21 protein-coding genes, 3 tRNA genes and 1 pseudogene are annotated in these 25,905 nt (G+C 61.0%); 2 read left to right on the forward strand and 23 right to left on the reverse strand.

Annotated elements, in window-relative coordinates:
- Together QRN48_RS15645 and ilvA are read left to right on the forward strand one after the other, a co-directional pair.
- On the forward strand, positions 1 to 1,041 hold the full coding sequence (locus QRN48_RS15645) for an AraC family transcriptional regulator (protein WP_285351596.1): 1,041 nt from the start codon (positions 1 to 3) through the stop codon (positions 1,039 to 1,041).
- A gap of 558 nt (positions 1,042 to 1,599) precedes the next feature.
- Positions 1,600 to 3,144: a threonine ammonia-lyase, biosynthetic gene (gene ilvA / locus QRN48_RS15650; protein ID WP_285351639.1), complete on the forward strand. Its 1,545-nt coding sequence runs from the start codon at positions 1,600 to 1,602 to the stop codon at positions 3,142 to 3,144.
- A gap of 447 nt (positions 3,145 to 3,591) precedes the next feature.
- On the opposite strand, the gene QRN48_RS15655 is transcribed toward ilvA, so the two are convergent.
- From QRN48_RS15655 to mltG, 23 genes and pseudogenes are all read right to left on the reverse strand, one after another.
- Positions 3,592 to 4,473, reverse strand: coding sequence for a DUF2242 domain-containing protein (locus QRN48_RS15655; RefSeq protein ID WP_191945340.1), 882 nt, complete (start codon positions 4,471 to 4,473; stop codon positions 3,592 to 3,594).
- Between the two features lie 262 nt (positions 4,474 to 4,735).
- Positions 4,736 to 6,001 (reverse strand): 3-phosphoshikimate 1-carboxyvinyltransferase, encoded by a 1,266-nt coding sequence (locus QRN48_RS15660; RefSeq protein ID WP_285351599.1) that lies wholly within the window; start codon positions 5,999 to 6,001, stop codon positions 4,736 to 4,738.
- A 194-nt stretch (positions 6,002 to 6,195) separates the two neighbouring features.
- Positions 6,196 to 6,272: transfer RNA gene (locus tag QRN48_RS15665), tRNA-Asp, on the reverse strand.
- A gap of 122 nt (positions 6,273 to 6,394) precedes the next feature.
- A tRNA-Asp gene (locus tag QRN48_RS15670) sits at positions 6,395 to 6,471 on the reverse strand.
- Between the two features lie 74 nt (positions 6,472 to 6,545).
- A tRNA-Val gene (locus QRN48_RS15675) sits at positions 6,546 to 6,621 on the reverse strand.
- A gap of 185 nt (positions 6,622 to 6,806) precedes the next feature.
- Positions 6,807 to 8,018, reverse strand: a complete 1,212-nt coding sequence (locus tag QRN48_RS15680; protein WP_285351600.1) for an O-succinylhomoserine sulfhydrylase — start codon at positions 8,016 to 8,018, stop codon at positions 6,807 to 6,809.
- A 21-nt stretch (positions 8,019 to 8,039) separates the two neighbouring features.
- Complete coding sequence (purF, locus tag QRN48_RS15685; protein ID WP_191945337.1) at positions 8,040 to 9,548, reverse strand: amidophosphoribosyltransferase; 1,509 nt, start codon at positions 9,546 to 9,548, stop codon at positions 8,040 to 8,042.
- A 12-nt stretch (positions 9,549 to 9,560) separates the two neighbouring features.
- The gene (locus QRN48_RS15690) at positions 9,561 to 10,148 is read right to left on the reverse strand and encodes a CvpA family protein (RefSeq protein WP_037011737.1); all 588 of its coding nucleotides are present in this window, start codon (positions 10,146 to 10,148) and stop codon (positions 9,561 to 9,563) included.
- 359 nt (positions 10,149 to 10,507) lie between these two features.
- The gene (locus QRN48_RS15695) at positions 10,508 to 11,206 is read right to left on the reverse strand and encodes an SPOR domain-containing protein (RefSeq protein ID WP_285351603.1); all 699 of its coding nucleotides are present in this window, start codon (positions 11,204 to 11,206) and stop codon (positions 10,508 to 10,510) included.
- Positions 11,190 to 12,496 (reverse strand): annotated as a pseudogene (gene folC / locus QRN48_RS15700) (bifunctional tetrahydrofolate synthase/dihydrofolate synthase). Before folC ends, QRN48_RS15695 begins: the two are co-directional and overlap by 17 nt.
- Entirely contained in the window at positions 12,493 to 13,413 is a 921-nt protein-coding gene (accD, locus tag QRN48_RS15705; RefSeq protein ID WP_037013154.1) for an acetyl-CoA carboxylase, carboxyltransferase subunit beta, read from the reverse strand. Before accD ends, folC begins: the two are co-directional and overlap by 4 nt.
- 280 nt (positions 13,414 to 13,693) lie before the next feature.
- Positions 13,694 to 14,314, reverse strand: coding sequence for a phosphoribosylanthranilate isomerase (locus QRN48_RS15710; protein WP_285351605.1), 621 nt, complete (start codon positions 14,312 to 14,314; stop codon positions 13,694 to 13,696).
- A gap of 58 nt (positions 14,315 to 14,372) precedes the next feature.
- Entirely contained in the window at positions 14,373 to 15,221 is an 849-nt protein-coding gene (gene truA / locus QRN48_RS15715; RefSeq protein ID WP_285351640.1) for a tRNA pseudouridine(38-40) synthase TruA, read from the reverse strand.
- Between the two features lie 186 nt (positions 15,222 to 15,407).
- Positions 15,408 to 18,224, reverse strand: a complete 2,817-nt coding sequence (locus tag QRN48_RS15720) for a FimV/HubP family polar landmark protein (RefSeq protein ID WP_285351606.1) — start codon at positions 18,222 to 18,224, stop codon at positions 15,408 to 15,410.
- Between the two features lie 116 nt (positions 18,225 to 18,340).
- A complete protein-coding gene (locus QRN48_RS15725) occupies positions 18,341 to 19,351 on the reverse strand; it encodes an aspartate-semialdehyde dehydrogenase (RefSeq protein ID WP_285351607.1) in 1,011 nt (336 codons plus the stop codon).
- Between the two features lie 96 nt (positions 19,352 to 19,447).
- Positions 19,448 to 20,011, reverse strand: coding sequence for a DUF1285 domain-containing protein (locus tag QRN48_RS15730; RefSeq protein WP_285351609.1), 564 nt, complete (start codon positions 20,009 to 20,011; stop codon positions 19,448 to 19,450).
- A gap of 10 nt (positions 20,012 to 20,021) precedes the next feature.
- Positions 20,022 to 20,627 (reverse strand): DUF4823 domain-containing protein, encoded by a 606-nt coding sequence (locus QRN48_RS15735; protein WP_037011750.1) that lies wholly within the window; start codon positions 20,625 to 20,627, stop codon positions 20,022 to 20,024.
- Between the two features lie 117 nt (positions 20,628 to 20,744).
- Positions 20,745 to 21,407, reverse strand: a complete 663-nt coding sequence (locus tag QRN48_RS15740) for a TetR/AcrR family transcriptional regulator (protein WP_037013156.1) — start codon at positions 21,405 to 21,407, stop codon at positions 20,745 to 20,747.
- Positions 21,408 to 21,839: 432 nt separating this feature from the next.
- The gene (locus QRN48_RS15745) at positions 21,840 to 22,625 is read right to left on the reverse strand and encodes a TatD family hydrolase (RefSeq protein WP_191945331.1); all 786 of its coding nucleotides are present in this window, start codon (positions 22,623 to 22,625) and stop codon (positions 21,840 to 21,842) included.
- A gap of 15 nt (positions 22,626 to 22,640) precedes the next feature.
- Positions 22,641 to 22,997 carry a PilZ domain-containing protein gene (locus QRN48_RS15750; protein ID WP_037011754.1) on the reverse strand — a complete coding sequence of 119 codons (357 nt, stop codon included), beginning with the start codon at positions 22,995 to 22,997 and terminating at the stop codon, positions 22,641 to 22,643.
- A gap of 42 nt (positions 22,998 to 23,039) precedes the next feature.
- Positions 23,040 to 24,026, reverse strand: a complete 987-nt coding sequence (locus QRN48_RS15755; protein ID WP_037011755.1) for a DNA polymerase III subunit delta' — start codon at positions 24,024 to 24,026, stop codon at positions 23,040 to 23,042.
- On the reverse strand, positions 24,019 to 24,663 hold the full coding sequence (gene tmk / locus QRN48_RS15760; protein ID WP_285351613.1) for a dTMP kinase: 645 nt from the start codon (positions 24,661 to 24,663) through the stop codon (positions 24,019 to 24,021). Before tmk ends, QRN48_RS15755 begins: the two co-directional genes overlap by 8 nt.
- A gap of 19 nt (positions 24,664 to 24,682) precedes the next feature.
- Positions 24,683 to 25,903, reverse strand: a complete 1,221-nt coding sequence (gene mltG / locus QRN48_RS15765; protein ID WP_285351615.1) for an endolytic transglycosylase MltG — start codon at positions 25,901 to 25,903, stop codon at positions 24,683 to 24,685.
- Positions 25,904 to 25,905 lie beyond the last annotated feature (2 nt).

Here is a 25,905-nt window from a genome sequence, read left to right on the forward strand (position 1 = left end):
ATGAACTCTCCTCGCGTGCGTCTGGGCGATTTGTCCGTGGGTTTTGTCCACAGCCTCGCCGACGCCGTGCGCAGCGCCGGCAAAGATCCGCAACCTTTACTTGAGCAGTATGGGCTGGACGGCGCCCGGCTGGCACAGGCCGGCGCGCGGCTGTCGATACCGCGCTACATGCGTCTGGGTCATGCCGCTATTGAACTGACCGCCACGCCTGCGCTGGGGTTGCGCATGGGTCAAGCCAGCCGCCTGAGTCACGCCGGGCTGGCCGGCATCACCGCCGCTCAGGCGCCTACGGTCCGTGAAGCGGCGCGTACCTTGATTCGGTTTGAGGCCCTTTACGGCTCGAACTACCGCGGTCAATCAAGCTTTCACGAGGACAGCGAAGGCGCCTGGCTGCGCTTTTATTCGATCAATCCGTACAACGATTACAACCGGTTTGTGGTGGATTCGATCTTGAGCGGCTGGCTGCATCAGCTGTCAACGCTGAGCGGGACTCAGTTGATGGCCGAACGCCTGGAGATCGAATTTGACGCGCCTGCGTATGCTGACGAGTACGCCGCCCTCTGCAAGCAGCCAGTTAATTTTGCTGCCGGTGCCAATCAGCTACGCCTTGGCCAGGCGCAGCTGGGTCTGCGCAACTTCGATCATGTGCCGAGTACGTGGCGACTGCTGACGCATTTATGTGAACAGGAGCTGGCGCAACTCACGCGCACTCGCAGCCTGCGCGAGCGCATCACCCAATTGCTGGGGCCGCTATTGAATGGCGGGAAGGAGCCGGACCTTGAAGAGGTGGCGGCGCGCCTGAAGCTGCCGACGTGGACCCTGCGACGCAAGTTGGCAGACGAGGGTACGCAGTTCCGGGCGATACTCAATGACACCCGGCGCGACCTTGCCATGACCTATATCCGCGACACCGAACTGGCTTTTGGCGAGATCGCCTACTTGCTGGGTTTTGCTTCAGCCGAGGCGTTCCAGCGCGCCTTCAAGCGCTGGACCGGGCAAACGCCCGGATCGTTTCGACGCAGCCAGCGGCAGTCGCGCTGAGCATCACGCACCTGGCATTACAGCTCGGTCGCATCATCCGCAGGTTCCAGCGGGTCCAGCTCAGATGCCCGGTATTCCAACAGCTCTTCCTGGTACTCATCCATGGGTGCGCCCTCGTGGCAGATTCTGTGTAAATGATCGCGACTTGCCGCTCTAATCGAACGGTAGATTCACTGACTACAGCCCTCACCCTAAAGTGCCGTGATGAACAAAAAATGAAGATCGGTTGAACACTCCACGACACTTAGTTCGTGTAGGAGCGCTTGCACGCGAAAAGGTTGACTCATCCACTCTTGACGGCTGCGCTCGGTTCGCCATAGTCTCAGCGGCATGAACTTACCCAAGCACTTCGTCGGCCAGATTATTATTACCGCCATTCCAGTCATGGCGGGTTAGCCGACGTTTGCACCCAACCCGCCCTAGAGGCGGGTTTTTTCTCTCTGTCTCCGGGCCAAAAACACACCAGGAGCCAGACATGATCATCCGCCCTTCCCTCGCCTTTTTCCCTGCGTCGTTGATCGTGTCAGGCCCGACCACGAGGCCCGCGCAATGACCCCGATGACGTTGCACCCGAACGACCAAGGCGACCTGCTCAATCGTTACGTGAAGAAAATCCTCAACTCCCGTGTCTACGACGTCGCCGTGGAAACCCCGCTGCACGCCGCCCGACAGCTGTCCGAGCGCTTGGGCAATCAGGTGCTGCTCAAGCGTGAAGATTTGCAGCCGGTGTTCTCGTTCAAGATTCGCGGCGCGTACAACAAGCTCGCGCAATTGAGCCCGGAAGAGCTGGCGCGTGGCGTGGTCACGGCGTCGGCTGGCAACCACGCGCAGGGCCTGGCGCTGGCGGCGAAGACGCTGGGCGTGTCGGCGACCATCGTGATGCCCAAGACCACCCCGGAAATCAAGATCGAAGGCGTACGGTCGCGCGGCGGAAAGGTCGTACTGCACGGCGACTCATTTCCCGAAGCGCTGGCGCATTCGCTGCAGCTGGTCGAGGAACACGGCTACGTTTACGTCCACCCGTATGACGACCCCGACACCATTGCCGGGCAAGGCACGGTGGCAATGGAGATCCTGCGTCAACATCAGGGCCCCCTGGACGCGATTTTCGTGCCGGTCGGGGGCGGTGGACTGATTGCCGGCATCGCGGCGTACGTGAAATACCTGCGCCCGGAGATCAAGGTGATCGGCGTGGAGCCGGACGATTCCAACTGCCTGCAGCAGGCGATGGCCTACGGCGAGCGGGTGGTCTTGCAGCAGGTCGGGCTGTTTGCCGATGGCGTGGCCGTGGCGCAGATCGGCCATTACACCTTCGAGATCTGCAAGGACTACGTCGATGAGGTGATCACCGTCAGCACTGACGAGATTTGCGCAGCGATCAAGGACATCTACGACGATACCCGCTCAATCACCGAACCCTCCGGCGCCCTGGGCGTGGCCGGGATCAAGAAGTACACCGAGCAATACGAAGTTACCGGGCAAACGTTTGTCGCCATCGACTCCGGGGCCAACGTCAATTTCGACCGTTTGCGTCATGTGGCAGAGCGCGCTGAACTGGGCGAAGGCCGCGAAGCCATCATTGCCGTCACCATTCCGGAACAGCCGGGCAGCTTCAAGGCGTTCTGCGAAGCAATCGGCAAGCGCCAGATCACCGAATTCAACTACCGCTACCACACCGATCGCGAAGCGCACATTTTTGTCGGCGTGCAGACCCATCCCGACACCGACCCGCGCAAGGCCTTGATCGCAAGCCTCACCGAGCAGGGCTTCCCGGTGCTCGACCTCACCGACAACGAACTGGCCAAGCTCCATTTGCGCCACATGGTGGGTGGCCATTCGGAGCGGGTGAACGACGAGGTGGTGATGCGTTTTGAATTCCCCGAGAGACCGGGCGCGCTGTTCAACTTTCTCAACAAGCTGGGCGGTCGGTGGAATATCTCGATGTTCCACTACCGCAACCATGGCTCGGCGGATGGACGAGTGGTCGCGGGCCTGGTGGTGCCGGAGGATGAGCGGCATCTGGTGCCGCAGGCGCTGGCCGAGATTGGCTATCCGTACTGGGACGAAACCAGGAACCCTGCGTACAAGCTGTTTTTGGGGTGATGCCTGGCAAACATAATCTGCCCGCCCCCTTAACATCGCCTGACCCAACGCCTTCGCGGGCAAGCGCGCTCCTACAGGGGATCTGCGGCAGATGATGTATCGGTGGGAAATGACGTCCGTAGGAGCCGGCTTGCTGGCGAATGCAGTCTTCCAGCGGCATCATCGTTGTCTGACACACCGCATCGCGGGCAAGCGCGCTCCCACAAGGGATCTGCGGCGAATGACGCATCGACGCGGTACACGCGCGTACACGGGATCTGCGGCGAATGACGTATTGGCAGGGGTACGCGATCCGTAGGAGCCGGCTTGCTGGCGAATGCAATCTTCCAGCGCCATTGAAATCGCCTGCCCCCCCAAATTCGCAGGGCAAGCTTACTCGCCCCAACGGATCTTGATCAGTGCGCTGAGGCGCGGCGTCTGACCTTACAGGTAATTCCTGCTAATGGCTCACTGGGCCGGCGTTGGTTCAACCGCTGGCGAGCCGCTTGGCTCGGCCGGCGTTTGCGGTGCGGGCGTCGTGGCGGCTGGCGTTTCGACAGGGGCTGCCGTTTCGGCCTTCAACGGCTCCGGTTCAGCCGGCGCAGGCATCGGTTCGCTACTTTGCTCGGCAGCGGGCGCAGGCTGGGTTGCTGGCGTGGCCAACGGGGCCGGCGATGGCGTGGTTGGCGCGGCAGGTGCCGGTGCCGGTGCCGGTGCAGCCGCAGGCTTCTGCTCAGTCAGCGCGGCAGGTTTACCGGGTACAGGCTCGGGCATGCCGAGGTCAGTCTTGGGCTTTTCCTCGATGTGCGCCGCCTTCTTCACCTCAGGGGGCAGGAAATTTTCCACCAGCCCGAAGAAGCGATCGTAAAACTTGGAAGACGCTACGGTCTCGCTGGCGACCTTCACCATTGAGTCATCTGTCGAACCAATCGGCATCGACACCGAACCCAGCACACCGACCCCCAGGCTCGCCGAGTTGTTGACCTTCTTCAGCGCGTAGCGATCCTGCAAGGCGTTGGCAAACATCGTGGTCCGGCTGTCGGCACTGCCGTCCGGCGCACAGACCACGTTGAAGCTGATCTCCATGTGGGTTTCGCCGGTTTGTTGAAAGCTTTTGTGGCCGCTGATGACTTTGGGATCGCTGCTGGTGATGATGTAGCCCTGACTCAGCAGTGCCCGACGGGCCGCTTCACAGGTCGCAGCATCGGACACCGGATAGGTGCGAGAAAAAGTGCCCGCATCGTCAAAGTTCTCATGCTCATAGATGGCCGGCTTCTTTGACGAGCAGCCTGCGACAACCAGCAGGGCCAATACCCAGCACGCGGTAGGAAAGCTCAGTAATTTAGGCATCAAACATCCTGGGGCAAATGGTCAACTGGAAGTGGACCGAAGAAAACGCCGGTAAGTCTGCAACAAGGCTGGCATGGGATCAACGCAGAGTTTGCAACCGTGTGGATACATCGGGACGGTGAAAACCCACGGGGCGGGCGTGAACAGGCCTCTCGATCAAACAGCCACATCGGTAATCAGGCCACCCCATCGTCCGAAAAGGTCCTTGCACAACGTCAGCGGACGATACGTGGTCGACTCGGCCCCGTGAGAGCGGTTGAACTCAGACCTCGCCACGCACCGTTTTCACACCCAGGAATTCCAGCGCACGCCAGTAGCCGGGGTAGGTTTTTGCGACGCACTCGGGGTCCTGAATACGCACGCCTGCCACCTTCAGACCGGCCAGCGCGAAACACATGGCAATGCGATGGTCGGAGTGAGTGTCGATCAAGGCGTGGCTGTTGGTGCCGGCCAAGCCAGGATCGGACGCTACCAGCAAATCATCCCCTTCCACCGAGGCAAGCCCGGGCCGGACCTGGTTCAAGCCATCGTGCAAGGCCTGAACACGGTCGCACTCCTTGACCCGCAGATTGGCCAGATCGACAAAGCGAACGGGCGTCTCGTTGAAGGCAGCAAGCACTGCGAGCGTCGGTATCGCGTCCTGCATCTGGGAGCCATTGATCACTGCGGGCATCTTCGGGAATTGCGCGATGACGTCCATGGCCTGGGCGTCTGGCTGAGTAAAGGCCTCCCCCGCCACGCCCAGGTCTATCTTGCCCGCGGTCAGCGCTTCGGCGGCCCACAGGTAGGTAGCAGCGGATGCGTCCGGCTCGATCTGGTAATCGCAGGCGGTGTAACCCGTGGGAGATACACGCCACGACGCGTCGTCCAGCACCTCGACCTCGGCGCCAAAAGCGCGCATGCAGGCGATGGTCAGATCAACGTAGCCGCGCGCGCCAATGTCTTTACCGGTCAGTGCGACCTCGATCGGCCCATCGCCGCAGGCCGCCACCATCAACAGTGCGGAGACATACTGGCTCGACAGCCCGCCGTCGATCTCGAAGCGCGTTGCCGTGATAGCGCCAGTGCCGTGGATGATCACCGGAGGACAGCCTGTGACGCTTTCCGCGCTCAGGCCGCCTTTGCGCAACGCCTCCAGCAAAGGGCCGATGGGACGCTTCTGCATGTAGTGATCACCGTCCAGGGTCACGCGGCCATCGACCGTGCACACCGCCGCCGTCAGGAACCGCACCGCTGTCCCGGCGTTGCCCAGAAACAGCCCGTCTGGCGGCGCCTGGAGATGCCCACTGCTGGTAACCACAAAGCTGGTGTCGTCTGGCTCATCGATGGTCACACCCATCTGCCGCAGCGCGTTGGACATGTGCCGCGTGTCATCGCTTTTCAGCGCGCCGCGCAGGTGACTGGTGCCCTTGGCCAGCGCCGCCAGCAGCAGCGCGCGGTTAGTGATGGACTTCGAACCGGGTGGCGACACATGCCCCGTCAGCGGTACGCCCGGCGGGATGACAGTGATGGTTTGATTCATGCCCATGTTCAGCTCTCCAAATTCGAAATCAGGCACCGCACAGCGCCGCTTCAACAGCCGGCGATCATGGCATTTATCGCCGGGCTCTGCAGCATCCGGCGAGACAGCCGACGTTTCATCAAATCGCAGACACAAAAAAAGCGATCCGGGGATCGCTTTCTCTGTTGCTTCAAGGAGTTCAAGGGCCTCGAAGCGATGTATGGCGCAGCGGACGGGACTCGAACCCGCGACCCCCGGCGTGACAGGCCGGTATTCTAACCGACTGAACTACCGCTGCTTGTCGCACAGACTTGCATCTGCTTAACGCTGTTGAAACCGACCCTTGGGCCTGCCTCGTGAAACACTGACCGAAAACCGTGGCTTTCAATCTCAAACCGGGAGAACCCGATTCGGAAAATATGGCGCAGCGGACGGGACTCGAACCCGCGACCCCCGGCGTGACAGGCCGGTATTCTAACCGACTGAACTACCGCTGCGCATTGCGTGGACTTTCGTCCTGCTGAATCTCAGTAACCTTCAGCGTTTAATGCTGCTTTGAAACACTCAACGATGGTGGGTGATGACGGGATCGAACCGCCGACCCTCTGCTTGTAAGGCAGATGCTCTCCCGGCTGAGCTAATCACCCTTGCTTCGCTGAGGCCGCGAAATTTACGCAGGTGATGAACCTAAGTCAATAGCCTGCTTGAAGTTTTTTTCAGGAGGGCGGTTTTTCCCGGTGAAGTGAAGCTGGACAGCGTGAACAAAAAAGCGAGCCTTGAGGCTCGCTTGTTTACCCAACGTGGCTGTCGTGCCGCCAACGCGTTGCTGGCATCACAACGCAGCCAGACCGCGCGCCAGATCGGCCTGCAGATCAGCGACGTCTTCCAGACCGACCGCAACCCGGATCAGGCTGTCACGAATACCGGCCGCCTCGCGCTCTTGTGGCGATAAACGACCGTGAGACGTGGTGCTCGGATGGGTGATGGTGGTTTTGGTATCACCCAGGTTCGCGGTGATCGAAATCAGCCGTGTGGCGTCGATAAAGCGCCATGCACCCTCCTTGCCGCCCCTGACCTCAAAACTCACCACGGCGCCGAAAGCCTTTTGCTGACGCTTGGCCAGCGCATGCTGCGGGTGGCTCTGCAGACCGGAGTAATGCACCTTCTCGATGCCGTCCTGCTGTTCGAGCCACTGCGCGAGCTCAAGCGCACTCTGGCAGTGGGCACGCATGCGGATGTTGAGCGTTTCCAGACCCTTGAGGAATAGCCACGCATTGAACGGGCTCAGGCTCGGGCCCGCCGTGCGCAGAAAACCGACGACTTCTTTCATCAGTTCGCTACGCCCGACCACCACACCACCCATGGCGCGACCCTGGCCATCGATGAACTTGGTTGCCGAGTGCACGATCACGTCCGCCCCCATGCGCAGCGGCTGCTGCAGCGCCGGGGTGCAGAAGCAGTTATCGACGACGAGCAGCGCGCCTCTGGCGTGGGCGATCTGCGCCAGAGCGCTGATATCCACCAGTTCCGCCAACGGATTGGAAGGCGATTCAACAAACAACAGTTTGGTGTTCGGCTTGATCGCCGCTTCCCACCCTGACAGTTCGGCAAGCGGCACGTAGTCGACCTCGACACCGAAGCGCTTGAAGTACTTCTCAAACAGGCTGATGGTTGAACCGAAGACGCTTTTGGACACCAGTACATGATCACCGGCGCTGCAGAAACTCATCACCGTGGCGAGAATGGCCGACATGCCGGTTGAGGTCGCCACGGCCTGTTCGCCACCTTCCAGCGCTGCCATGCGCTCTTCGAACGAGGCAACCGTGGGGTTGGTGTAGCGGGAATAAACGTTGCCGGGGATCTCTCCTGCAAACGTCGCTGCTGCTTCTGCGGCCGTGCGGAACACGTAGCTCGACGTGAAAAACAGTGGATCGCTGTGTTCGCGTTCCGGCGTGCGGTGCTGACCGGCACGAACTGCGAGGGTGTCGAAACCGACGCCCTCCAGATCGCTGTCCAGTCGCCCGGCATCCCATTCCTGAGTCATGCCGCCTGCTCCTTGTCTGGATTAGTTGTTGTACAGATCGATGATCGCGCTAACAGCCTGAGTCTTGACCTTGGAGGCGTCATTGCGCGCCTGCTCGATCCTGTTCAGGTAATGCTGGTCGATGTCACCGGTCACGTACTTGCCGTCAAAGACCGAACAGTCAAAATTATCGATCTTGATCTTTTTGCTGCCGCTCACCGCCTCGATCAGGTCATTGAGCTCCTGATAGACCAGCCAGTCGGCACCGATGAGGTCGGCCACGTCCTGGGTGGAACGGTTGTGAGCGATCAGCTCGTGGGCACTCGGCATGTCGATGCCGTAGACGTTGGGGAAGCGCACGGCCGGGGCCGCCGAACAGAAGTACACATTTTTGGCGCCGGCTTCACGGGCCATCTGGATGATCTGCTTGCACGTGGTCCCGCGGACGATGGAGTCGTCCACAAGCATCACGTTCTTGCCGCGGAATTCCAGCTCGATTGCATTGAGCTTCTGGCGAACGGATTTTTTCCGCGCGGCCTGACCGGGCATGATGAAGGTACGGCCGATGTAGCGGTTTTTGACGAAGCCTTCGCGGAACTTGACGCCCAGGTGGTTCGCCAGCTCCAGCGCTGCCGTACGGCTGGTGTCCGGGATCGGGATAACCACGTCGATGTCGTGATCGGGACGCTCGCGTAGGATCTTGTCGGCAAGCTTCTCGCCCATGCGCAAACGCGCCTTGTAGACCGAGATGCCGTCGATGATTGAATCCGGACGCGCCAGATAAACGTGTTCGAAGATGCACGGCGCATATTTGGGGTTGGCCGCGCACTGACGGGTGTGCAGCTTGCCGTCTTCGGTGATGTACACCGCTTCGCCCGGTGCGAGGTCACGAATCAGCGTAAACCCAAGCACGTCGAGGGAGACGCTCTCGGACGCGATCATGTACTCGACGCCTTCGTCGGTGTGACGCTGACCGAAGACGATCGGGCGAATGGCGTCAGGGTCGCGGAAACCGACAATGCCGTAGCCGGTGATCATCGCCACAACCGCGTAACCGCCGCGGCAGCGCTTATGAACGTCAGCGACGGCAGCGAAGATGTCTTCCTCGGTCGGCTGAAGTTTGCCGCGCACCGCCAGCTCGTGAGCAAACACGTTGAGCAGGACTTCAGAGTCGGAGTTGGTGTTGACGTGGCGCAGGTCTGACTCGAAGATTTCCTTGGCCAGTTGCTCGACGTTGGTCAGGTTGCCGTTGTGCGCCAGGGTGATGCCGTAAGGCGAGTTGACGTAGAACGGCTGGGCTTCGGCCGAAGTCGAGCTGCCCGCTGTTGGATAACGAACGTGACCAATGCCCATGTGTCCGACCAGCCGTTGCATATGGCGCTGGTGGAACACATCACGAACCAGACCGTTGTCCTTGCGCAGGAACAACTTGCCGTCATGGCTGGTCACGATACCGGCAGCGTCCTGGCCGCGGTGCTGGAGGACGGTGAGCGCGTCATAAAGCGCCTGATTGACGTTCGACTTGCCGACGATACCGACGATGCCACACATGCGACACAACCCCTACTTAGTGGAACTGGATTTACCGAACACTTCCGGCGGCGTTGTAGGCGGCAGGAGGTGATCCTTGAACGGGATGTCAACAGGTACGCTGACTCCGCTGGCTAGCCACTTGCTGGACATCCCGAGAATCAGGTTTTTCGACCAGTCAGCGACCATGACAAATTGCGGGAGCAGCCTGGACTGCTGCCACCATTGATCCTGTTGCACCGGGCCCAGGCTCAACAGCCCGACCGCAACGACAACCAGCAGGGCGCCGCGCGCAGCGCCGAACACCATGCCTAGAAAACGATCGGTCCCGGACAGCCCGGTGACGCGAATCAGTTCTCCAATCAGAAAGTTGACCATGGCGCCAACCAGCAGCGTGGCGACGAAAAGAATGGTGCAGCCCGCAATCACGCGAGCCGAAGGTGCTTCGATGTAATTGACCAGATACTGGGCCAGCGATCCGCCAAACATCCAGGCGACGGCACCTGCAATGATCCATGTCAGCAAGGACAGTGCTTCTTTGACGAAGCCGCGCTTGAGACTGATCAGAGCGGAGATGGCGACAATTGCAATGATCGCCCAGTCAACCGGAGTAAATGACACGTCGCAGCCTACAGACTGATGAGGCGGCGCATTTTAGCAGAGCACTCGCCTGCCGGTAAGCAGCGATTGCCGATGGTGAGCAATTAAGGCGAACTATTGGACTTTGGTGAAGGTCGCGGCCCATCCGCCCTTGAATTAGAGGGCGCCCGGACTGGCCTCTTCCCGGCTAAAGCCGGTCCCACAAAGGCGGTAATTACACTCTGTGAGCTTAAACCGGTCCCAGAAGGGCGGTTGAGTTCACCCGGCGGGACCGGCTTTAGCCGGGAAGGCGTCGTTCAATGTGGGACCGGCTTAAGCCGGGAAGGCGTCGTTCAATGTGGGACCGGCTTTAGCCGGGAAGGCGTCGGTCGGGATGACGCCTACTTACGCTCTGGCTGGAAGCGCACAACGATGCCTTTGATCTTCTGCTGTTTTTCCAGCGTGTCGCGCAGGCGGTCAGCTTCCGCGCGCTCGATCACCGGCCCCACGAACACTCGATTCACGCCATCGGAGGTGCGAATGTACGCGTTGTAGCCCTGCGTGCGCAGTGTCTTCTGCAGGTTATCGGCGTTCGCACGGTTTGACAGGCTCGCCAGTTGCACCGACCAGGTGACCGACAACCCGTTCGCATCGACCCGGCTGGTGTCAGCCGCCGGCGCGGCTGGTGCCTGGACAGGTGCAGAGCTCGGCGCCGGAGCAGGTTTGGCGGGCGCGGTCTGAGCCGGTTTCGGCGCGGCAGCCACAGGTTTGGAAGGCGCGGGCGCAATGGGCATCGCAGGCGGTTGCTGACTGGTGCGCTGCTGAACTGGCTGAGCAGGACGGGCGGGCTGGACAGGTTGCGTCAATTCCTCGTCCGATGGCACAGGTTCCTGCGGCAGCGGCTGTTGTTCAGGCACGCTGACCGGCTCGACCTTGAGCTGCGTAGGGGCCGGTGCTTGTGGCGCAGCGGGCGCGTCGACCTGCACGCGACGTGCTTCGTCCTGACGCGAAAACAGCATCGGCAGGAAAATCACCGCGATGGCAATCAGCACCAGCGCCCCGACCATCCGCTGTTTGTACGCTTTATCCAGCAATGCCATGTGTCACTTCCTCCGTGACGCGCCAGCAAGCCATTCCAGGGCCTCGGCTACGCAGTAAAAAGACCCGAACAGAACAATTTCATCGTCGGCTGTTGCGTGAGCGCACTGGGCCTCAAGGGCCAGCGCGATACTCGGGTGAGACGTCACGCGAGCGCCAAGGTTCTGCAATGCCTGTTCGATCTCTTCTGCTGGCCGGCTGCGAGGCGTCGGCAGTGGCGCCACGGCCCAACTGTCGAAGGTCTTGCCAAGTTGATGCAGCACGCCTTCGAGGTCCTTGTCGTTGAGCAGACCGAACACCGCCAGCCGTTTGCCGGGGACGGGTCTTTGCTGCAGGCGCTGGGCAAGAAAGGCTGCTGCGTGGGGGTTATGGCCGACATCCAGCAAGACATTCAACGGCTTGCCCTGCCACTCGAAACTGCGACGGTCCAGGCGCCCGGTGACCCGGATGTCGGTCAGTGCAGTGCGAAGGGTGCCCTCCTCCCATGGCAAACCCAGCAGCAAATAAGCCTGCAGCGCCAGGGCGGCATTTTGCATCGGCAGGTCAAGCAGCGGCAGCGCGCGCAGCTCGACGCTCTGACCGTTCGCATCGGTGCCCGACCAGTTCCAGGCCGTTGCTCCGATCTGTAGATCAAAGTCGCGACCCCGTAGCGAGAGCGGGCAATTGAGCGCCTGCGCTTTGTCGAGCAATGGCTGCGGAGGGTCAAGATCACCGCACAGCGCCGGACGCCCTTCGCGGAATATGCCAGCCTTCTCGAACGCCACGCTCTCGCGGGTGTTGCCCAGCCAATCGGCGTGGTCTACACCAATGCTGGTCACCAGCGCCATGTCGGCGTCGATCAGGTTGACCGCATCAAGCCGTCCGCCAAGCCCGACTTCGAGCACCACCGCGTCAAGCTTCGCTTGTTCGAACAGCCAGAAGGCTGCCAGCGTGCCCATCTCGAAGTACGTCAGGGAAATATCGCCACGACCGCACTCGACCGCCTCGAACGCGGCACACAGCTGGTCGTCAGTGGCTTCGACACCCTGCACCTGCACGCGCTCGTTGTAGCGCAGCAAATGCGGGGAGCTGTAAACGCCCACCTTCAGGCCCTGGGCGCGCAACAACGACGCCATGAAGGCACACGTTGAACCCTTGCCGTTGGTGCCGGTCACCGTGATCACTTGCGGCGCCGGCCGGGTCAGGCCCATCTGCGCCGCAACCTGCTGCGAACGGTCCAGCCCCATGTCGATGGCGGACGGATGCAGCTGCTCCAGATAGGTAAGCCACTCGCCCAGAGAGCGTGCGGTCATAGGTTCGCCGGTGCAGGCGGCACGACGATCGGCTCAAGCTTTGGCGCGACGAATGTAGGCGTCGGCAGGCCCATCATTTGTGCCAGCACATTGCCCAGCCGCTGACGCAGCTCCTGGCGATGGATGATCATGTCGATAGCGCCGTGGTCGAGCAGGAATTCGCTGCGCTGGAAGCCTTCGGGCAGTTTTTCGCGCACGGTCTGCTCGATCACGCGAGGACCGGCGAAACCGATCAGCGCCTTGGGCTCGGCAACGATGATATCGCCCAGCATCGCAAGACTGGCGGAAACGCCGCCATAGACCGGGTCGGTCAGCACGGAGATGAACGGCAGCCCTTCTTCACGAAGACGCGCTAGAACGGCCGAAGTCTTGGCCATTTGCATCAGCGAGATCAGCGCTTCCTGCATGCGTGCACCACCGGATGCCGCGAAGCAAATCATCGGGCAGCGGTTTTCCAGGGCGTAGTTGGCAGCCTGAACGAAACGCTCCCCTACCACGGCGCCCATCGAGCCGCCCATGAAGGAGAACTCGAACGCGCTGCACACCACCGGCATGCCCAGCAGGGTGCCGCTCATGGAAATCAGCGCGTCTTTTTCGCCGGTCTGCTTCTGGGCCGCCACGAGGCGATCCTTGTACTTCTTGCCGTCGCGGAACTTGAGTCGGTCAACCGGCTCGAGATCAACGCCGATCTCCTCGCGACCCTCTGCGTCCAGAAAGATATTCAGACGGGCACGGGCACCGATACGCATGTGGTGATTGCACTTAGGGCAGACGTCCAGGGTCTTTTCCAGTTCGGGGCGGTACAGCACCGCCTCGCAGGACGGGCACTTGTGCCACAAACCTTCAGGCACCGAGCTCTTCTTGACCTCGGAGCGCATGATCGAAGGGATCAGTTTGTCTACCAACCAGTTGCTCATGCTTTCTTTCTCCAGTACCGATGGCTCGAACGCGATGGCAGTCGGTGCCATGCGCATGCCCTAAAACCAATGTCAGGTAAGGCGTCGCGAAGGCGGTATGACGGTCGGCGCCAAGCCTGACCTGCCAGTACAACCCTCGCCTACACCCCTCTTAATTTCATACGAGACGCAGCGCGTCTTCGTTTGCTCAATTCGGCCATTCCTACGAGCGAATGGCAGGCTAGTGGACGGCGACCGGCGGGCCGCCGTCACATTACGGGCGGACCGATGCAGCCATCGCCTAGGCGCCGTGTACGGCACTCATGAATGCGCGGATCTTGTCGTGATCTTTCAGACCCCTGGATTGCTCGACCCCGCCGCTGACATCCACCGCATAGGGACGGACCTGGGCGATGGCCTGAGAGACGTTCGCCGAGGTCAGACCACCCGCGAGAATGACCGGCTTGCTGAGGCGTTTGGGGATCAGCGCCCAGTCAAAGGTCTCCCCGGTCCCGCCCGGAATACCCGCGACATAGGTGTCGAGCAGGATTCCGCAAGCGTTGGCATAAGCATCACAGCTCGCCGCGATGTCGTCGCCAGCCTGAACGCGCAGCGCCTTGATGTAAGGACGACTGTAGCCTTCGCACTGCTCCGGGGTTTCATCGCCATGAAACTGGATAAGGTCGAGGGGGATCGCGTCAAGCAGCGCATTCAATTCGGCGCGCTCGGCGTTGACGAACAGGCCGACGGTGCTGACGAAAGGCGGCAGCGCGGCGACTATCGCCTGGGCCTGCTCCACCGAAACGAAACGTGGGCTGGGTGGATAAAACACCAGCCCGATGGCGTCGGCTCCCGCGTCAACGGCGGCCAGCGCATCTTCTATGCAGGTAATCCCGCAGATCTTGCTGCGAACGGCTGACATGTACTGAGACCTCAGGCCTTGCGAAAGTCACGGATGGTAGCAAATGCAGTCAGCTGCGTCAGCCGTCCAGTTCCGTGAAGCCGGTGAGAAAATGCGGCCCGATATAGCGATCCGGTAACGGAAACTCGTCGCGGTATTCGACCTGCACCAGATACAACCCGAAAGGATGAGCTGTCACGCCGCCGGTCCGTCGCACCCTGCTCTCCAATACTTCACGCGCCCACTCGATAGGCCGCTCACCCGCACCGATGGTCATGAGCACGCCTGCGATGTTGCGCACCATGTGGTGCAGGAAGGCATTGGCGCGAACATCAATGACGATCATTTTGCCGTGCCGTGTGACGCGCAAATGATGAAGCTGCTTGATCGGCGACTTGGCCTGGCACTGCCCGGCACGGAATGCGCTGAAGTCATGGGTGCCCACCAGGTACTCGGCGGCCAGCGCCATCCGGTCGGCATCCAGCGGACGGTGGTTCCAGGTGATTTCCTGCCCCAGATGAGCCGGGCGGATCTGGTCGTTGTAAATCACGTAGCGGTAGCGGCGGGCGATGGCTTTAAACCGCGCGTGAAAATGCGCGGGCATGACCTGGGCCCAGGTCACACTGATGTCATGGGGCAGATTGATGTTCGCACCCATGGTCCAGGCCTTCATGCTGCGCTCGGCCCGGGTGTCGAAATGCACCACCTGGCCGCAGGCATGCACACCCGCATCGGTGCGGCCGGCACACATGAGCGAAACCGGCGAGTCAGCGACTTTCGACAGGGCATTTTCCAGCGTTTCCTGAACCGTCATCACGCCGGTCAGCTGCCGCTGCCAACCGCTGTAGCGTGAGCCTTTGTATTCCACGCCCAATGCGATTCTGGAAAAACCTTCAGCGGCGAGTTCGGCGGCCGCCGTTTCTGCCATGGTGTCTGTAGTTGCCAAGAACTTAAAGCCTGTCGATGTGCGCAAGGGCGGCCATTATACGGATCGAACAAAAAGACGCCATCGACCTGACACGCCGTTAATCCACTGCGCAACGGCGACCCCAAGCACCCGTCCGAAAACGCAAACGACCGCCGAAGCGGTCGTTTTTTCAAGCGAGTCAGCCGATCAGACGAGGCGCGATAACATGTCACGCGCTTCAGTCTTCTGACCGTCATCCCCTTCAACGACGACTTCGTCGAGAATGTCGCGAGCGCCGTCGGCGTCACCCATTTCGATATAGGCCCGAGCGAGATCCAGCTTGGTAGCAGCCTCATCGGTACCGGACAGGAAGTCGAACTCCGGTTCATCATCGGCCAGCAGTGCGTCTTGTTCATTGAAGCGAGGCGAATCCACCGGCGGCGCGTCAAATGGCTTGGCGATCGGTGGCTGTTCAAGGCTCTGGGACAAGCGATCGAGTTCGGCGTTGACGTCGTCGATTTCGGAAGCGAACGCTTGCGAGGCTTGATCGGTTTCCATTTCATCGGCCAGCGACAGGTCGAAATCCGCCGGCAAGTCGATGTCGTCTGCAGCGTCGGCCTTTGTGGCGCCCGGCTCTGCGGACGGCACGGCCGGCGACGGATCTCGCAGATCGTCTTCCATGCCCAGCAGGTAATCGTCCTCGGCCTTCAGCGCTGGCTGATCCTCGGACAAGTCGAGGTCAAAATCGTCCAGATCGGCAGGCTTGGCGTCCGTTGAAACCGCCTGCTGCTCGCGCAGAATGGCGTCGAAATCCAGATCGTCAGCGGCCGAACCGGCGAACGGCGCGTCCAGGTCCAGATCGTCGAGCGTCGCGTCTTCCTGCGCCACGGCACGGTTGGACGCGGTGGGCGTCGACTCGCCGTCCAGGTCATCCAGGCTCAGGTCGAAAGCGTTGTCGAATTCTTCGTCCAGCGGCACTTCGGTATATGGCTGAGTTTGAGCGGCCACTTCAGGTTCGTCGTGCAACAGGTCTTCGACGTACTTGGCGTCCATCTCCGACGCCAGGACCGCTGCTGCGGCCACTCCGGCAACGGCAGCTGCCGCAGCGGCCATCGACGGATACCGGGATTTCAGCTCTTCGACTTCAGCGTGGTTCTTTCCCGTGGCAATCAGTTGCCGCTCCTGCGCGACGAACCCGGCGGTGTTGTCTTGCTCGGCATAGACCTCCATGAGTTTGAGGCGCAAATCACTGCGCTCAGGCTCATGCTTGATGGCATCTTCAAGCACCGCGACCGCCTGATTGGTGCGGCCATAGGCAATGTGGATTTCAGCCTGAACGAGCGCGTCAGCCGGATGTTCGCGGACCGGCTCGGTGACGGTCGGCGCCGGCGGCATCTTTGCATGGGGTGCCGGCGTCTCGAGCCCTTCGAAACTGCTGGGCGGCATGTCCATGTCAGAAGCGAAGTCGGACTCTTCAGACAGAGCGCGGGCCATCTGGCGGTGTTTTTCAGCCTCGATCAGCGCATTGCGACGACGCGCCAACAACAGCAGAAGCAACAGCAATACCAGCAGCGCCCCTCCGCCAATGATGCCCATCAGCATCGGGCTGGAGAGGATCTTGTCGAGCGCGCTGCGGTTGTCTTCATCGACCACAGGCTCAGTCGGAACAATCAACGGCTGATCAGGCGTCGCGCTGGTGACCGCTGCGCCGTCTACCGGCAACGCGTCTTCCGGTGCGATTTCGTTGGGGGCCTTGCCGGCAGCATCCGGGGCAGCAGCGTTCGGCACCACCTCAGCCTGCATCGCCGGGTTGGCCGCATTGTTGGGGTTGGTGACGCTATTGGGGCTGACCGCAGGGTTGGCGGGATTTGCCGCGTTGGCAGGGTCGACGGGCGGCGGGATCGCGGCACCCGAGGCCTGCATCTTCGCCAACTGGTCATTTTTGAGCTGAATCAGACGCTGCAGCTTGTCGACCTGGCTTTGCAGGTCGGTCATGCGGCTTTTCAGCTCAGCGTTGTCGCGACGGGTGCTGTCGAGGCTTTCCTGGGTCGTCGCCAACTGGGTACTGACATCGGCATTGTCGCTGGCGGCGCCTTTTGCGCCAGGCTTGGCGTTGGCCGAGACAAGACTGAGGCTGTCCTTGGCGTCGATCTGCGACGGCGAAGGGCCGGTACGGTCGCGACGGGTCGCATCTACCTGCCGGGCGCCGCTCGGCAGGCGCCGGCCTTCTCGCCAGGCGCGATTCTGCTCGGCGACCTCGGCAACCGCACGGGGCTGAGCCAGTGCCGTTGATTCCTGAGGCGACGGCAGACGCAACACCTGGCCCTTTTTCAGGCGGTTGATATTGCCGGCAATAAACGCATCGGGGTTCAACGCCTGAATCGCCAGCATGGTCTGCTGCACAGTGCCGCCATTCTTAACGCGCTCGGCGATTTCCCATAGCGTGTCGTTGTTGGCGGTGGTGTATTGAGTGAATTTCGGCTCAGGCGCGGGTGCGGGCGTCGAAGGTGCGGGTGCCGGTGCTGGAGCTTCAGCAGCAGGCGCTGTCGCCGGCGCGGCGTTCGGCGCCGTAGAGGGCAGCTGTGCCGAGCCCGCAGCGGCGGCCGCAGCGGCTTGCGGGGAGAATTTCGGCGGATCCAGCAACAGGCTGTATTCACGCAGCGCTCGGCCGTTGGGCCAGAGCACCTGAACCAGGAACTTCACATAGGGGTCGCGGATGGGTTTGGTGGAAGTAATGCGCAGAACGCTTTTGCCACCGGGATTGACCACCGGAGTGAAGGTCAAGTCATCGAGTATCGCCACACGACCGACGCCCGCCTGGGCGAACTCTGCAGAGGTCGCCAGGCTCGGCACCACCTGCGAGGCACTCAGGTCCTGGACTTCCGTGAGCTCGATCTCGGCCAACAGCGGTTGATTCAGGGTCGACTTCACGGTCAGACCGCCGAGGCCGAGCGCTTGGGCCATTCCAGATGACAGCGCCGACGCCGCAGCGATTGCTAAAACGAGTTTACGAACCTGAACCATAGCCCATCCCTTGTTTGAAATTTCCCCGGCAATCGCGAAGATAATGCCTGCTCGGGTGTAGGGCGTATCGACACGCCGCAGCTAGAATGATTCTTCGAATTGTGGGCAAGTATCTTTTACACAACGTCTTTTATCAACAACTCAGCCACCTGCACAGCGTTCAGCGCTGCGCCTTTGCGCACATTATCCAGCGTGACCCAGAAATTCAGCTCGCAACTGTCTTCGACACCTCGGCGCACACGTCCTACATAGACAGCATCCTGTCCAACCGCATCGCCCACCGGCGTCGGATAATCACCTGCATCCACCAGTTCGATGCCATCGGCGCTTTCAAGGGCGCGACTGACCGCCGCGACCTCCACCGCCTCGCTCGTTTGCACCGACACGCTCAGACTGTCGCCGAAGAACACCGGCACCTGGATGCAACTGACGCCGATCTTGATTAAAGGCAGCGACAGCAACTCGCGCAACTCGCTGACCAAACGTTTTTCCAGGGGCACGTGACCTTCGTCATCAGGCTTGCCCACTTGGGCCAGCACGTTGAACGCCATTTGCCGGTCGAACACTCGGGGCTCCAGCGGACGCACATTGAGCAATTCTGCGGTTTGTCGGGCCAGTTCAGTGACCCCTTCGCGGCCCATGCTCGAGACTGCCAGGCAGGCCGTTACCGTGACCCGCTCGATGTTCATCAGCGATCGCAGCGGAGCCAGCACCAACGCAAGCGCTGCAGCGCTGGAACTCGGGCAGGCAACCTGAGCGGGCGCGGCCAGAGCACTCAAGCTGGCGCCATTGACTTCGGGTACCACGTTGGGAGCCTGCTCGACCGGCAAGCCGGCGGACAAGTCGATGACCGCACAGCCTGCTGCAGTGGCGCGCTCGGCGTAGCTGCGCGTGACCGCGGCGCCCGCCGCGAAGAACGCTATTTTTGCCTTGTTGAAATCAAATGCGTCGACTTCGCGCACCCGAACATTCTTCCCTCGGTACGGCACAGAGCTGCCGGCCGATTCGGCGCTGGCGAGCAAATGCAGTGCGCCAACCGGGAAGTCGCGCTCTTCGAGGATCTGCACGATGGTTTCGCCGACAGTACCGGTGGCGCCGATCACGGCGATATCAAAGGACTGACTCATGGAAAAACCTCAGGAAAAAACGGGGGCGGCACTGTAACCGCGCGGCGCAGGCCAGGCAATTGGCTGAGCGTGCAGCGTCCAACGGCAAAGCGGGTTTCAGGGTTCGAGACCGATGCGGAAAAATTCGCCCGCGCTCCACACACCCAGCCAGCGCTGGCCGTCGATTTCGCGGGTGACGGCCAGATCCACCAACTGATAGAAAACATTGCGATGCACCAACGCTTCGAGGTTGTTGCGCACATGGAGATAAGGTGAAGGTTCATGGGTGTGCGGGTCGATCACGACGCGCAGTGGATGCTCGGGCCCGGCTGCCACCTCGTCGTCGACGTTGGTGGTGAATCGAAGAACCTGCGACTCCCCGGCGCCTTCAGTGCTCAGCAGCACCGCAACAAAGGGTGCGTCGTCTACCTTGATGCCGACCTTTTCCACCGGGGTGATCAGAAAATACTCATCCCCGTCTCGGCGGATGATGGTGGAAAACAACCGGACCATGGGCTTGCGACCGATAGGCGTACCCAGATAGAACCAAGTGCCGTCGCGGGCAATACGCATGTCGATGTCGCCGCAAAACGCCGGGTTCCACAAATGCACGGGCGGCAAGCCCTTGCCGCCCGTGGCAATCTGCGCCAGCAAATCGTTCGCTTTGTCCTGCCCGGTCATACGCCACTCCTCAGCGGGCTTCGACGCCCAACAGACTGCGAGCGTAAGCCTCCATCGGGGGTCCTAGCAAATCTTCGGGCTTGGTGTCGTACAACGTCAGCAAACCACCGCGGCTGTGGATGCGAGCCGAGTCGATCAGATAGCGGGTATTGGTCTCGATCAGCATTAGCTGGATGACGCCATTGTCGATGCCCAGACGATCCACGGCTTCCTGATCAGACCATTCATCGAAAGTGCCAATGCGGTCGTCCGCCTTGGCAAACCGCGTATACAACAAGTAGTGCGCACCGGCAGAGCGGGCTTCGTTCATCGCGTCGTCCAGACCTTCCGGGGCGCGAGCGCGGCGGACCATCGGGAAATACTCGACAAAGCCGTTGAACGCTTCTTCAGCCACAACGTTGGGGCGCGGGTATGCGCCACCGCGCGGGACGAACGCGCCCTGGGCAATGTAGATGAACGAGTCGGGTTGCAGGCGAAAGTTGTTCAACCGGCGGGTTGAACTGTGATCCAGCAGCCCGGCGTCACTGAGCTCGTCGTGAGCGCCTTGTGCCAGATCGCTGACGTGCATGCAGCCACTCAACGCCAGTAGAGCCAGCAGTAAAACCAGGCTACGCATTATTTCCTCCAAAGTCCGGCGACGGAAAACCGGCGAATGGCCAGTTAATGCAGCTTTTGCGCCACATCGACCGGGGAGGAAACTTTGCTTGTTGAAGGCGGTGCCCTGGACAGATTCTTACTCTGCCGCGGAGGCAGGCTTGGCTTCGGGCGCATGATCAATGTCACGCTTGCGCTTGTTGCCCATGCGCACGCCGATGTCCATCAGGAACTGGAAAAAACCTTCCTGATCCTCAAGGACATTGCTCCAGAACGGCGAGTGATACAACGCCACCGCCCCGTGCACCAGTGCCCATGCGGCGCAATAGTGAAAATACGGAGGGACGTCTTCGAGCTTGCCTTCGGAAATTCGGCCCTTGATCAGCAAGGTCAGGCGTTCAAAGTTTGAAGCGCGAATCTTGTGGAGCTCCTCGACCAGCTCCGGCACCTGGTTACCTTTGACGACTTTCTCTTCAAGCCGGTCAAACAGGCGATAGCGCTGCGGGTCGCGCATACGGAATTCGAAGTAGGCGCGGGACAGCGCCTCTTTATCTTTGTCGACATCCGCGGAATGCAAAAGCTCGTTTAAATCCCGCTCGTAGTCGAGCATCAGGCGCAGATAAATCTCGGCCTTGGATTTGAAGTGCTTGTAGATGGTGCCTTTGCCGATGCCCACGGCGTCCGCGATCATTTCGACAGTGACGCTGTCTTCACCCTGTTCCAGGAACAGCTTAAGCGCGGTGTCGAGAATTTCCTGCTCACGGCGGCGAAACTCACGGACTTTACGAGGTTCTTTCTGCATAGGAGGGGCTGCGGGTTCGAAATCGAAGCCGCACATTATGCCTATCTCGCAGCAGAATGCACGGAGCATCCGACCTGTATCCGTTTTCTGACGAATTTCGCTCTACCGAGGCAAAAGGAAACGCGCAAGGCCAAGACAGTCTCGCTTTTTGTCGATGAGGGTCAGGCGGTCAATTGCGCGAGGGCTCAGAGAGATTGGGGTATCAGGAATGCGCCGGGTATTCCAAAACTGTTTAAAAATCACACAGAGGCAGACTGGACGCGGGCCGATTTTAGCCAATACTTATCTTCGCCAGCGCGGCATCTCCCCCAAGTGCCAGCGCCGGTAAGGACACCTACGGATAGCGTGTCTTTGTTGTACTCCTAATGGTCTTAACCCGGATTCACCCCCCAGAACCCGGGTTTTTTTTGGCCGCGATTTGAGGGGGCGTGTTCAGTTCCTGACGTGGGCCAGCGGGAACAGCCGCTTGAAGTTCTCGCTGGTCTGTTCGGCGAAGCGCTCGAAGGTCTCGCCGCGGAGCATGGCCAGGAACTCGGCTACTTCACGCACATACTGCGGCAGGTTCGGCTTGCCACGGTACGGGATGGGCGCCAGGTAGGGAGAATCTGTCTCGACCAGCAACCGGTCAGCCGGCACCTTGCTGGCGACGTCCCGCAACGCCTCGGCATTGCGGAAGGTGACGATGCCGGACAGCGAAATATAGAAGCCCAGGTCCAGCGCAGCTTTGGCCATGTCCCAGTCTTCGGTGAAGCAATGCAACACACCGCCCTGGGGCAATGACGCTTCGCGCAGCAATTGCAGCGTATCGGCACGAGCGCCACGGGTGTGCACGATGACCGGCTTGCCCGTCACGTTAGCTGCCTGCAAATGAAGGCGGAAAGAGGCCTGCTGCAACTCGGCGGCCTCGGGCTCGTAGTGATAGTCCAGCCCGGTTTCGCCAATAGCCACCACTCGCGGGTGATTCAGCTCGCCGAGCAACCACTCCAGCGCAGGCGCCTCGCCGGGTTTGAGGTCCAGCGGGTGTATACCCACCGAGCAATCGACGTCATCGTAACGTTCGGCCAGGGCTTTCACGGCGCCTGCGTTTTCGGCGCTGACGCCGATGCACAGGAAGTGCCCGACGCCCCTGTCCCTCGCTGCTTGCAAGGCGTTGTCGAGGGAGCCGTCGTGGGCGCTGAGATCGAGGCGATCAAGGTGACAATGGGAATCTACAAGCATGGCGGCGGGAGCAACTTACATCGTGTGGGTAGGACGGTCGGACTTCAAAGCGCCGGCCAGGTAGTTTTCAATCATGTTGCGCGCAGTGTTGTCACCGTCGTTGAACTGAACGCCGACGCCCGCGGCGCGGTTGCCCTGGGCACCCTTCGGCGTGATCCAGGTGACCTTGCCGGCGACCGGGATTTTTTCAGGCTCGTCCATCAGGTTGAGCAGCATGAACACTTCATCGCCCAGCTTGTAGCTTTTGCTGGTTGGAATGAACAGCCCGCCGTTTTTGATGAACGGCATGTACGCGGCGTAGAGGACGGACTTGTCCTTGATGGTCAGGGACAGGATGCCGTTACGCGGACCTGGGCTCAATGGCACACTCATCTCGGTTTCCTCGGCAATGCTGATGTCATGCAGTGCGCCAGTCTAACCCTGTCCGGTCAGACCTGCCCACTGCACCAATAATGCTTCGAGCAACAAAACCCGGTTCAGGTTCGCTTTTGACATGACCTTCTGCCGCTGCATAAGCACCCAGTCCTGGATGGCGAGTACGTTGCGCTGCGAGGATTTCTGCGCCAGATACTGTATGACCTTGCGCATGTCGTTCAGGCCCAGACCATCTTCGTCCTGCGTCAGCTGGTAGCGCAGGATCAGGCTCGACCAGTCGCAGAACCAGTCGAAGAGCAGCAGCAAGGGGATGTCCTTCCACCCCTCGGCGAGCTGCGTCGGAGACTGCTGGCCTTTGAGCAGCTTTTTGACGCCCTCCACCACCAGCGCGCGTTGCTCATGAACGCCCTGCGCTTGCAGCTTGACGGCGCCCAGTGGCGAACCGGCGGCGAGCACCAGCAGGTCCATACGCTCCTGCTCTGTGCAATCGGGCAGCGCGTCGGCCAGCCAGGCGACACTCATGGCCTCGCTCGGCAGCGGACACGCCTGTTGCACGCACCGGCTTTTGACCGTCGGCAGCAGCCGGCTCGGTTGATGACTGACCAGCAGCAGAATGGTGTTGCCCGAGGGTTCTTCAAGGCTTTTGAGCAGCGCATTGGCGGCATTGATGTTCATTGACTCGACCGGTTCGATCAGCACTACCTTGCGCCCGCCCATCTGTGCGGTCTGCACCACGAAACTGACCAGATCGCGCACTTGATCGACCTTGATCGCCTTGTCGGCCTCCTCCGGCTCCAGCACGTAATGGTCGGGGTGACTGCCAGCCGCCAGCAGCGAGCAGGACTTGCATTGCCCGCACGCCTCAAGCCCCGCTGGGCGCTGACACAGCAGCAGATACATCAGCCGCTCGGCCAGCGCCCGTTTGCCGATACCCGCCGGGCCGTGCAGCAGGTAAGCATGAGCATGCTGCGTGCGCCCGGCCAGTTGCTGCCAGAGACCGTGCTGCCAGGGATAGGCCTCAGCCATGTCGGCGGGCCGCCAGCAGCGTGAGCAATTCGGGAACCAGCAGGTCGAGAGACGCCTGCACATCGGCCAGCGGCAGCGCAGCGTCCACCAGGCGATAACGCTCGGGGGCCGCGGCAGCGCGGGACAGATACGTACTGCGCACAGCCTCGAAAAACGCACGGCCCTCCTGCTCGAACCGGTCAAGCTGACCACGCGCAGAGGCGCGGGCAAGACCAATCTCGATGGGCAGGTCGAACACCAGCGTCAGGTCGGGCCGCAATGCGCCTTGAACGAAATCCTCCAGTACGGCGATACGCTCGATGGGCAAGCCTCGGCCGCCACCCTGATACGCGTACGTCGCATCGGTAAACCGATCGCAAAGCACTACCGCACCGCGGGCCAGCGCCGGGCGGATCAACGCTGCGAGGTGTTGCGCGCGGGCGGCGAACATCAGCAGCAGCTCGGTATCGACGAACATCTGCTCGTCGCCAGTCGCCAACAACAGCTCGCGAATGCGCTCGGCCAGTGGTGTGCCGCCCGGCTCGCGGGTCAGCACCACGTCGATGCCTTCTCTGCGCAGGCGCTCGGCCAGATAATTGCGGTTGGTGCTTTTGCCCGCGCCTTCGGGGCCTTCCAGGGTAATAAACAAACCGGTCACAGGCAGTCCTTGGTCAGATTCATTGCGAGGGTTCGCCGTTGCCATTGGCCGGGGTCGACGGGTCTGCCGTCTCGGTCTGCGGTTTCGATGGCGGCTCACTCGATTCCGGCTCGACGGCTTTCAACGCCGAAGGCTGCGGCTCAGAGGAAGGCGGCGTCGCGTCGGCCGGCTTTTCTGTGGTGTCGGCTGGCATTACCGGTACGGCGACAGGCGCCGGACTCGAACGGTAATCCGCGCGGCGCTTGAGCTGAAACTCCTTCACCGCCGCATTGTGCGCGTCCAGATCCGCAGAAAAAACATGACTGCCGTCCCCTCTTGCCACGAAGTACAGGCTGTTGCCGGCAACAGGGTGCATCGCCGCATGGATTGCCTCGCGTCCGACCATGGAAATCGGGGTGGGCGGCAGACCGGCAATGACATAGGTGTTGTAAGGCGTAGGCTCTTTCAGCAGCGCCCGGGTGATTTTGCCGTTGTAGCGATCACCCAGGCCGTAGATCACGGTTGGATCGGTCTGCAACAGCATGCCTTGCTGCAAGCGACGCACAAACACCCCTGCGATCTGGCCACGCTCTTGAGGCACACCGGTTTCCTTTTCCACCAGCGACGCCATGATCAGCGCCTGGTAGGCATCGGTGTAAGGCACATCGGCAGCGCGCTTGTCCCACTCCTCCTGCAGTACTTCATCAAGACGATTGTAGGCTTGCTTGAGCAATTCAACGTCCGTCATGCCGCGCACGTAGCGATAGGTGTCCGGAAAGAATCGCCCTTCCGGAAAGACGTCGGGATGGCCAAGCTTCGCCATCAGCCCCGCGTCATCAAGATAGGCGGTGGTTTGCTCAAGCTTGTTTTGTTTGGCCAGCGCCGCACGCACCTGGCGGAAAGTCCAGCCCTCGACCAGCGTCACGCTGTATTGGACGACTTCGCCTTTCTGCCAGAGATCGAGCAGAGACTCAGCGTTCATACCGGGGACCATGCGGTACTCGCCGCTGTGCAGCGACTGTCCCTGCAAATTGAAGCGCCAGTACAGCCGCAGCCAAAAGGCATCGTCGATGACGCCGTCGGCCTGGAGCCGATTCAGCACACCGGTCGGCGAGGAACCAGCCGGTACATCCAGCAGTTTTTCCTGGGTCAGGTTGAGTGTCTGATGCAGCGCGCCGCTCTGCTGCCAATAAGCCACACCCAGCAGCAACCCCGCCAGAACCACACCTGCTTCCAGCAAGACAAGAAATTTTCGGATCACGA

This window comes from Pseudomonas sp. ME-P-057 (assembly GCF_030208975.1).
Classification (GTDB): Bacteria; Pseudomonadota; Gammaproteobacteria; order Pseudomonadales; family Pseudomonadaceae; genus Aquipseudomonas; species Aquipseudomonas lutea.

Bases quoted from the DNA above. Each gene is read 5' to 3' on its own strand.
- truA (WP_285351640.1), bottom strand. From the start codon at position 15,221: ATGGCAGAAACGGCGGCCGCCGAACTCGCCGCTGAAGGTTTTTCCAGA.
- QRN48_RS15730 (WP_285351609.1), bottom strand. From the start codon at position 20,011: ATGACCGGGCAGGACAAAGCGAACGATTTGCTGGCGCAGATTGCCACG.
- QRN48_RS15755 (WP_037011755.1), bottom strand. From the start codon at position 24,026: ATGGCTGAGGCCTATCCCTGGCAGCACGGTCTCTGGCAGCAACTGGCC.
- QRN48_RS15695 (WP_285351603.1), bottom strand. From the start codon at position 11,206: ATGGCATTGCTGGATAAAGCGTACAAACAGCGGATGGTCGGGGCGCTG.
- QRN48_RS15725 (WP_285351607.1), bottom strand. From the start codon at position 19,351: ATGAGTCAGTCCTTTGATATCGCCGTGATCGGCGCCACCGGTACTGTC.
- QRN48_RS15720 (WP_285351606.1), bottom strand. From the start codon at position 18,224: ATGGTTCAGGTTCGTAAACTCGTTTTAGCAATCGCTGCGGCGTCGGCG.
- QRN48_RS15680 (WP_285351600.1), bottom strand. From the start codon at position 8,018: ATGACTCAGGAATGGGATGCCGGGCGACTGGACAGCGATCTGGAGGGC.
- QRN48_RS15745 (WP_191945331.1), bottom strand. From the start codon at position 22,625: ATGCTTGTAGATTCCCATTGTCACCTTGATCGCCTCGATCTCAGCGCC.
- QRN48_RS15740 (WP_037013156.1), bottom strand. From the start codon at position 21,407: ATGCAGAAAGAACCTCGTAAAGTCCGTGAGTTTCGCCGCCGTGAGCAG.
- QRN48_RS15655 (WP_191945340.1), bottom strand. From the start codon at position 4,473: ATGCCTAAATTACTGAGCTTTCCTACCGCGTGCTGGGTATTGGCCCTG.
- QRN48_RS15660 (WP_285351599.1), bottom strand. From the start codon at position 6,001: ATGGGCATGAATCAAACCATCACTGTCATCCCGCCGGGCGTACCGCTG.
- QRN48_RS15645 (WP_285351596.1), top strand. From the start codon at position 1: ATGAACTCTCCTCGCGTGCGTCTGGGCGATTTGTCCGTGGGTTTTGTC.
- QRN48_RS15735 (WP_037011750.1), bottom strand. From the start codon at position 20,627: ATGCGTAGCCTGGTTTTACTGCTGGCTCTACTGGCGTTGAGTGGCTGC.
- accD (WP_037013154.1), bottom strand. From the start codon at position 13,413: ATGAGCAACTGGTTGGTAGACAAACTGATCCCTTCGATCATGCGCTCC.
- ilvA (WP_285351639.1), top strand. From the start codon at position 1,600: ATGACGTTGCACCCGAACGACCAAGGCGACCTGCTCAATCGTTACGTG.
- QRN48_RS15710 (WP_285351605.1), bottom strand. From the start codon at position 14,314: ATGTCAGCCGTTCGCAGCAAGATCTGCGGGATTACCTGCATAGAAGAT.
- QRN48_RS15750 (WP_037011754.1), bottom strand. From the start codon at position 22,997: ATGAGTGTGCCATTGAGCCCAGGTCCGCGTAACGGCATCCTGTCCCTG.
- purF (WP_191945337.1), bottom strand. From the start codon at position 9,548: ATGTGTGGCATCGTCGGTATCGTCGGCAAGTCGAACGTCAATCAGGCG.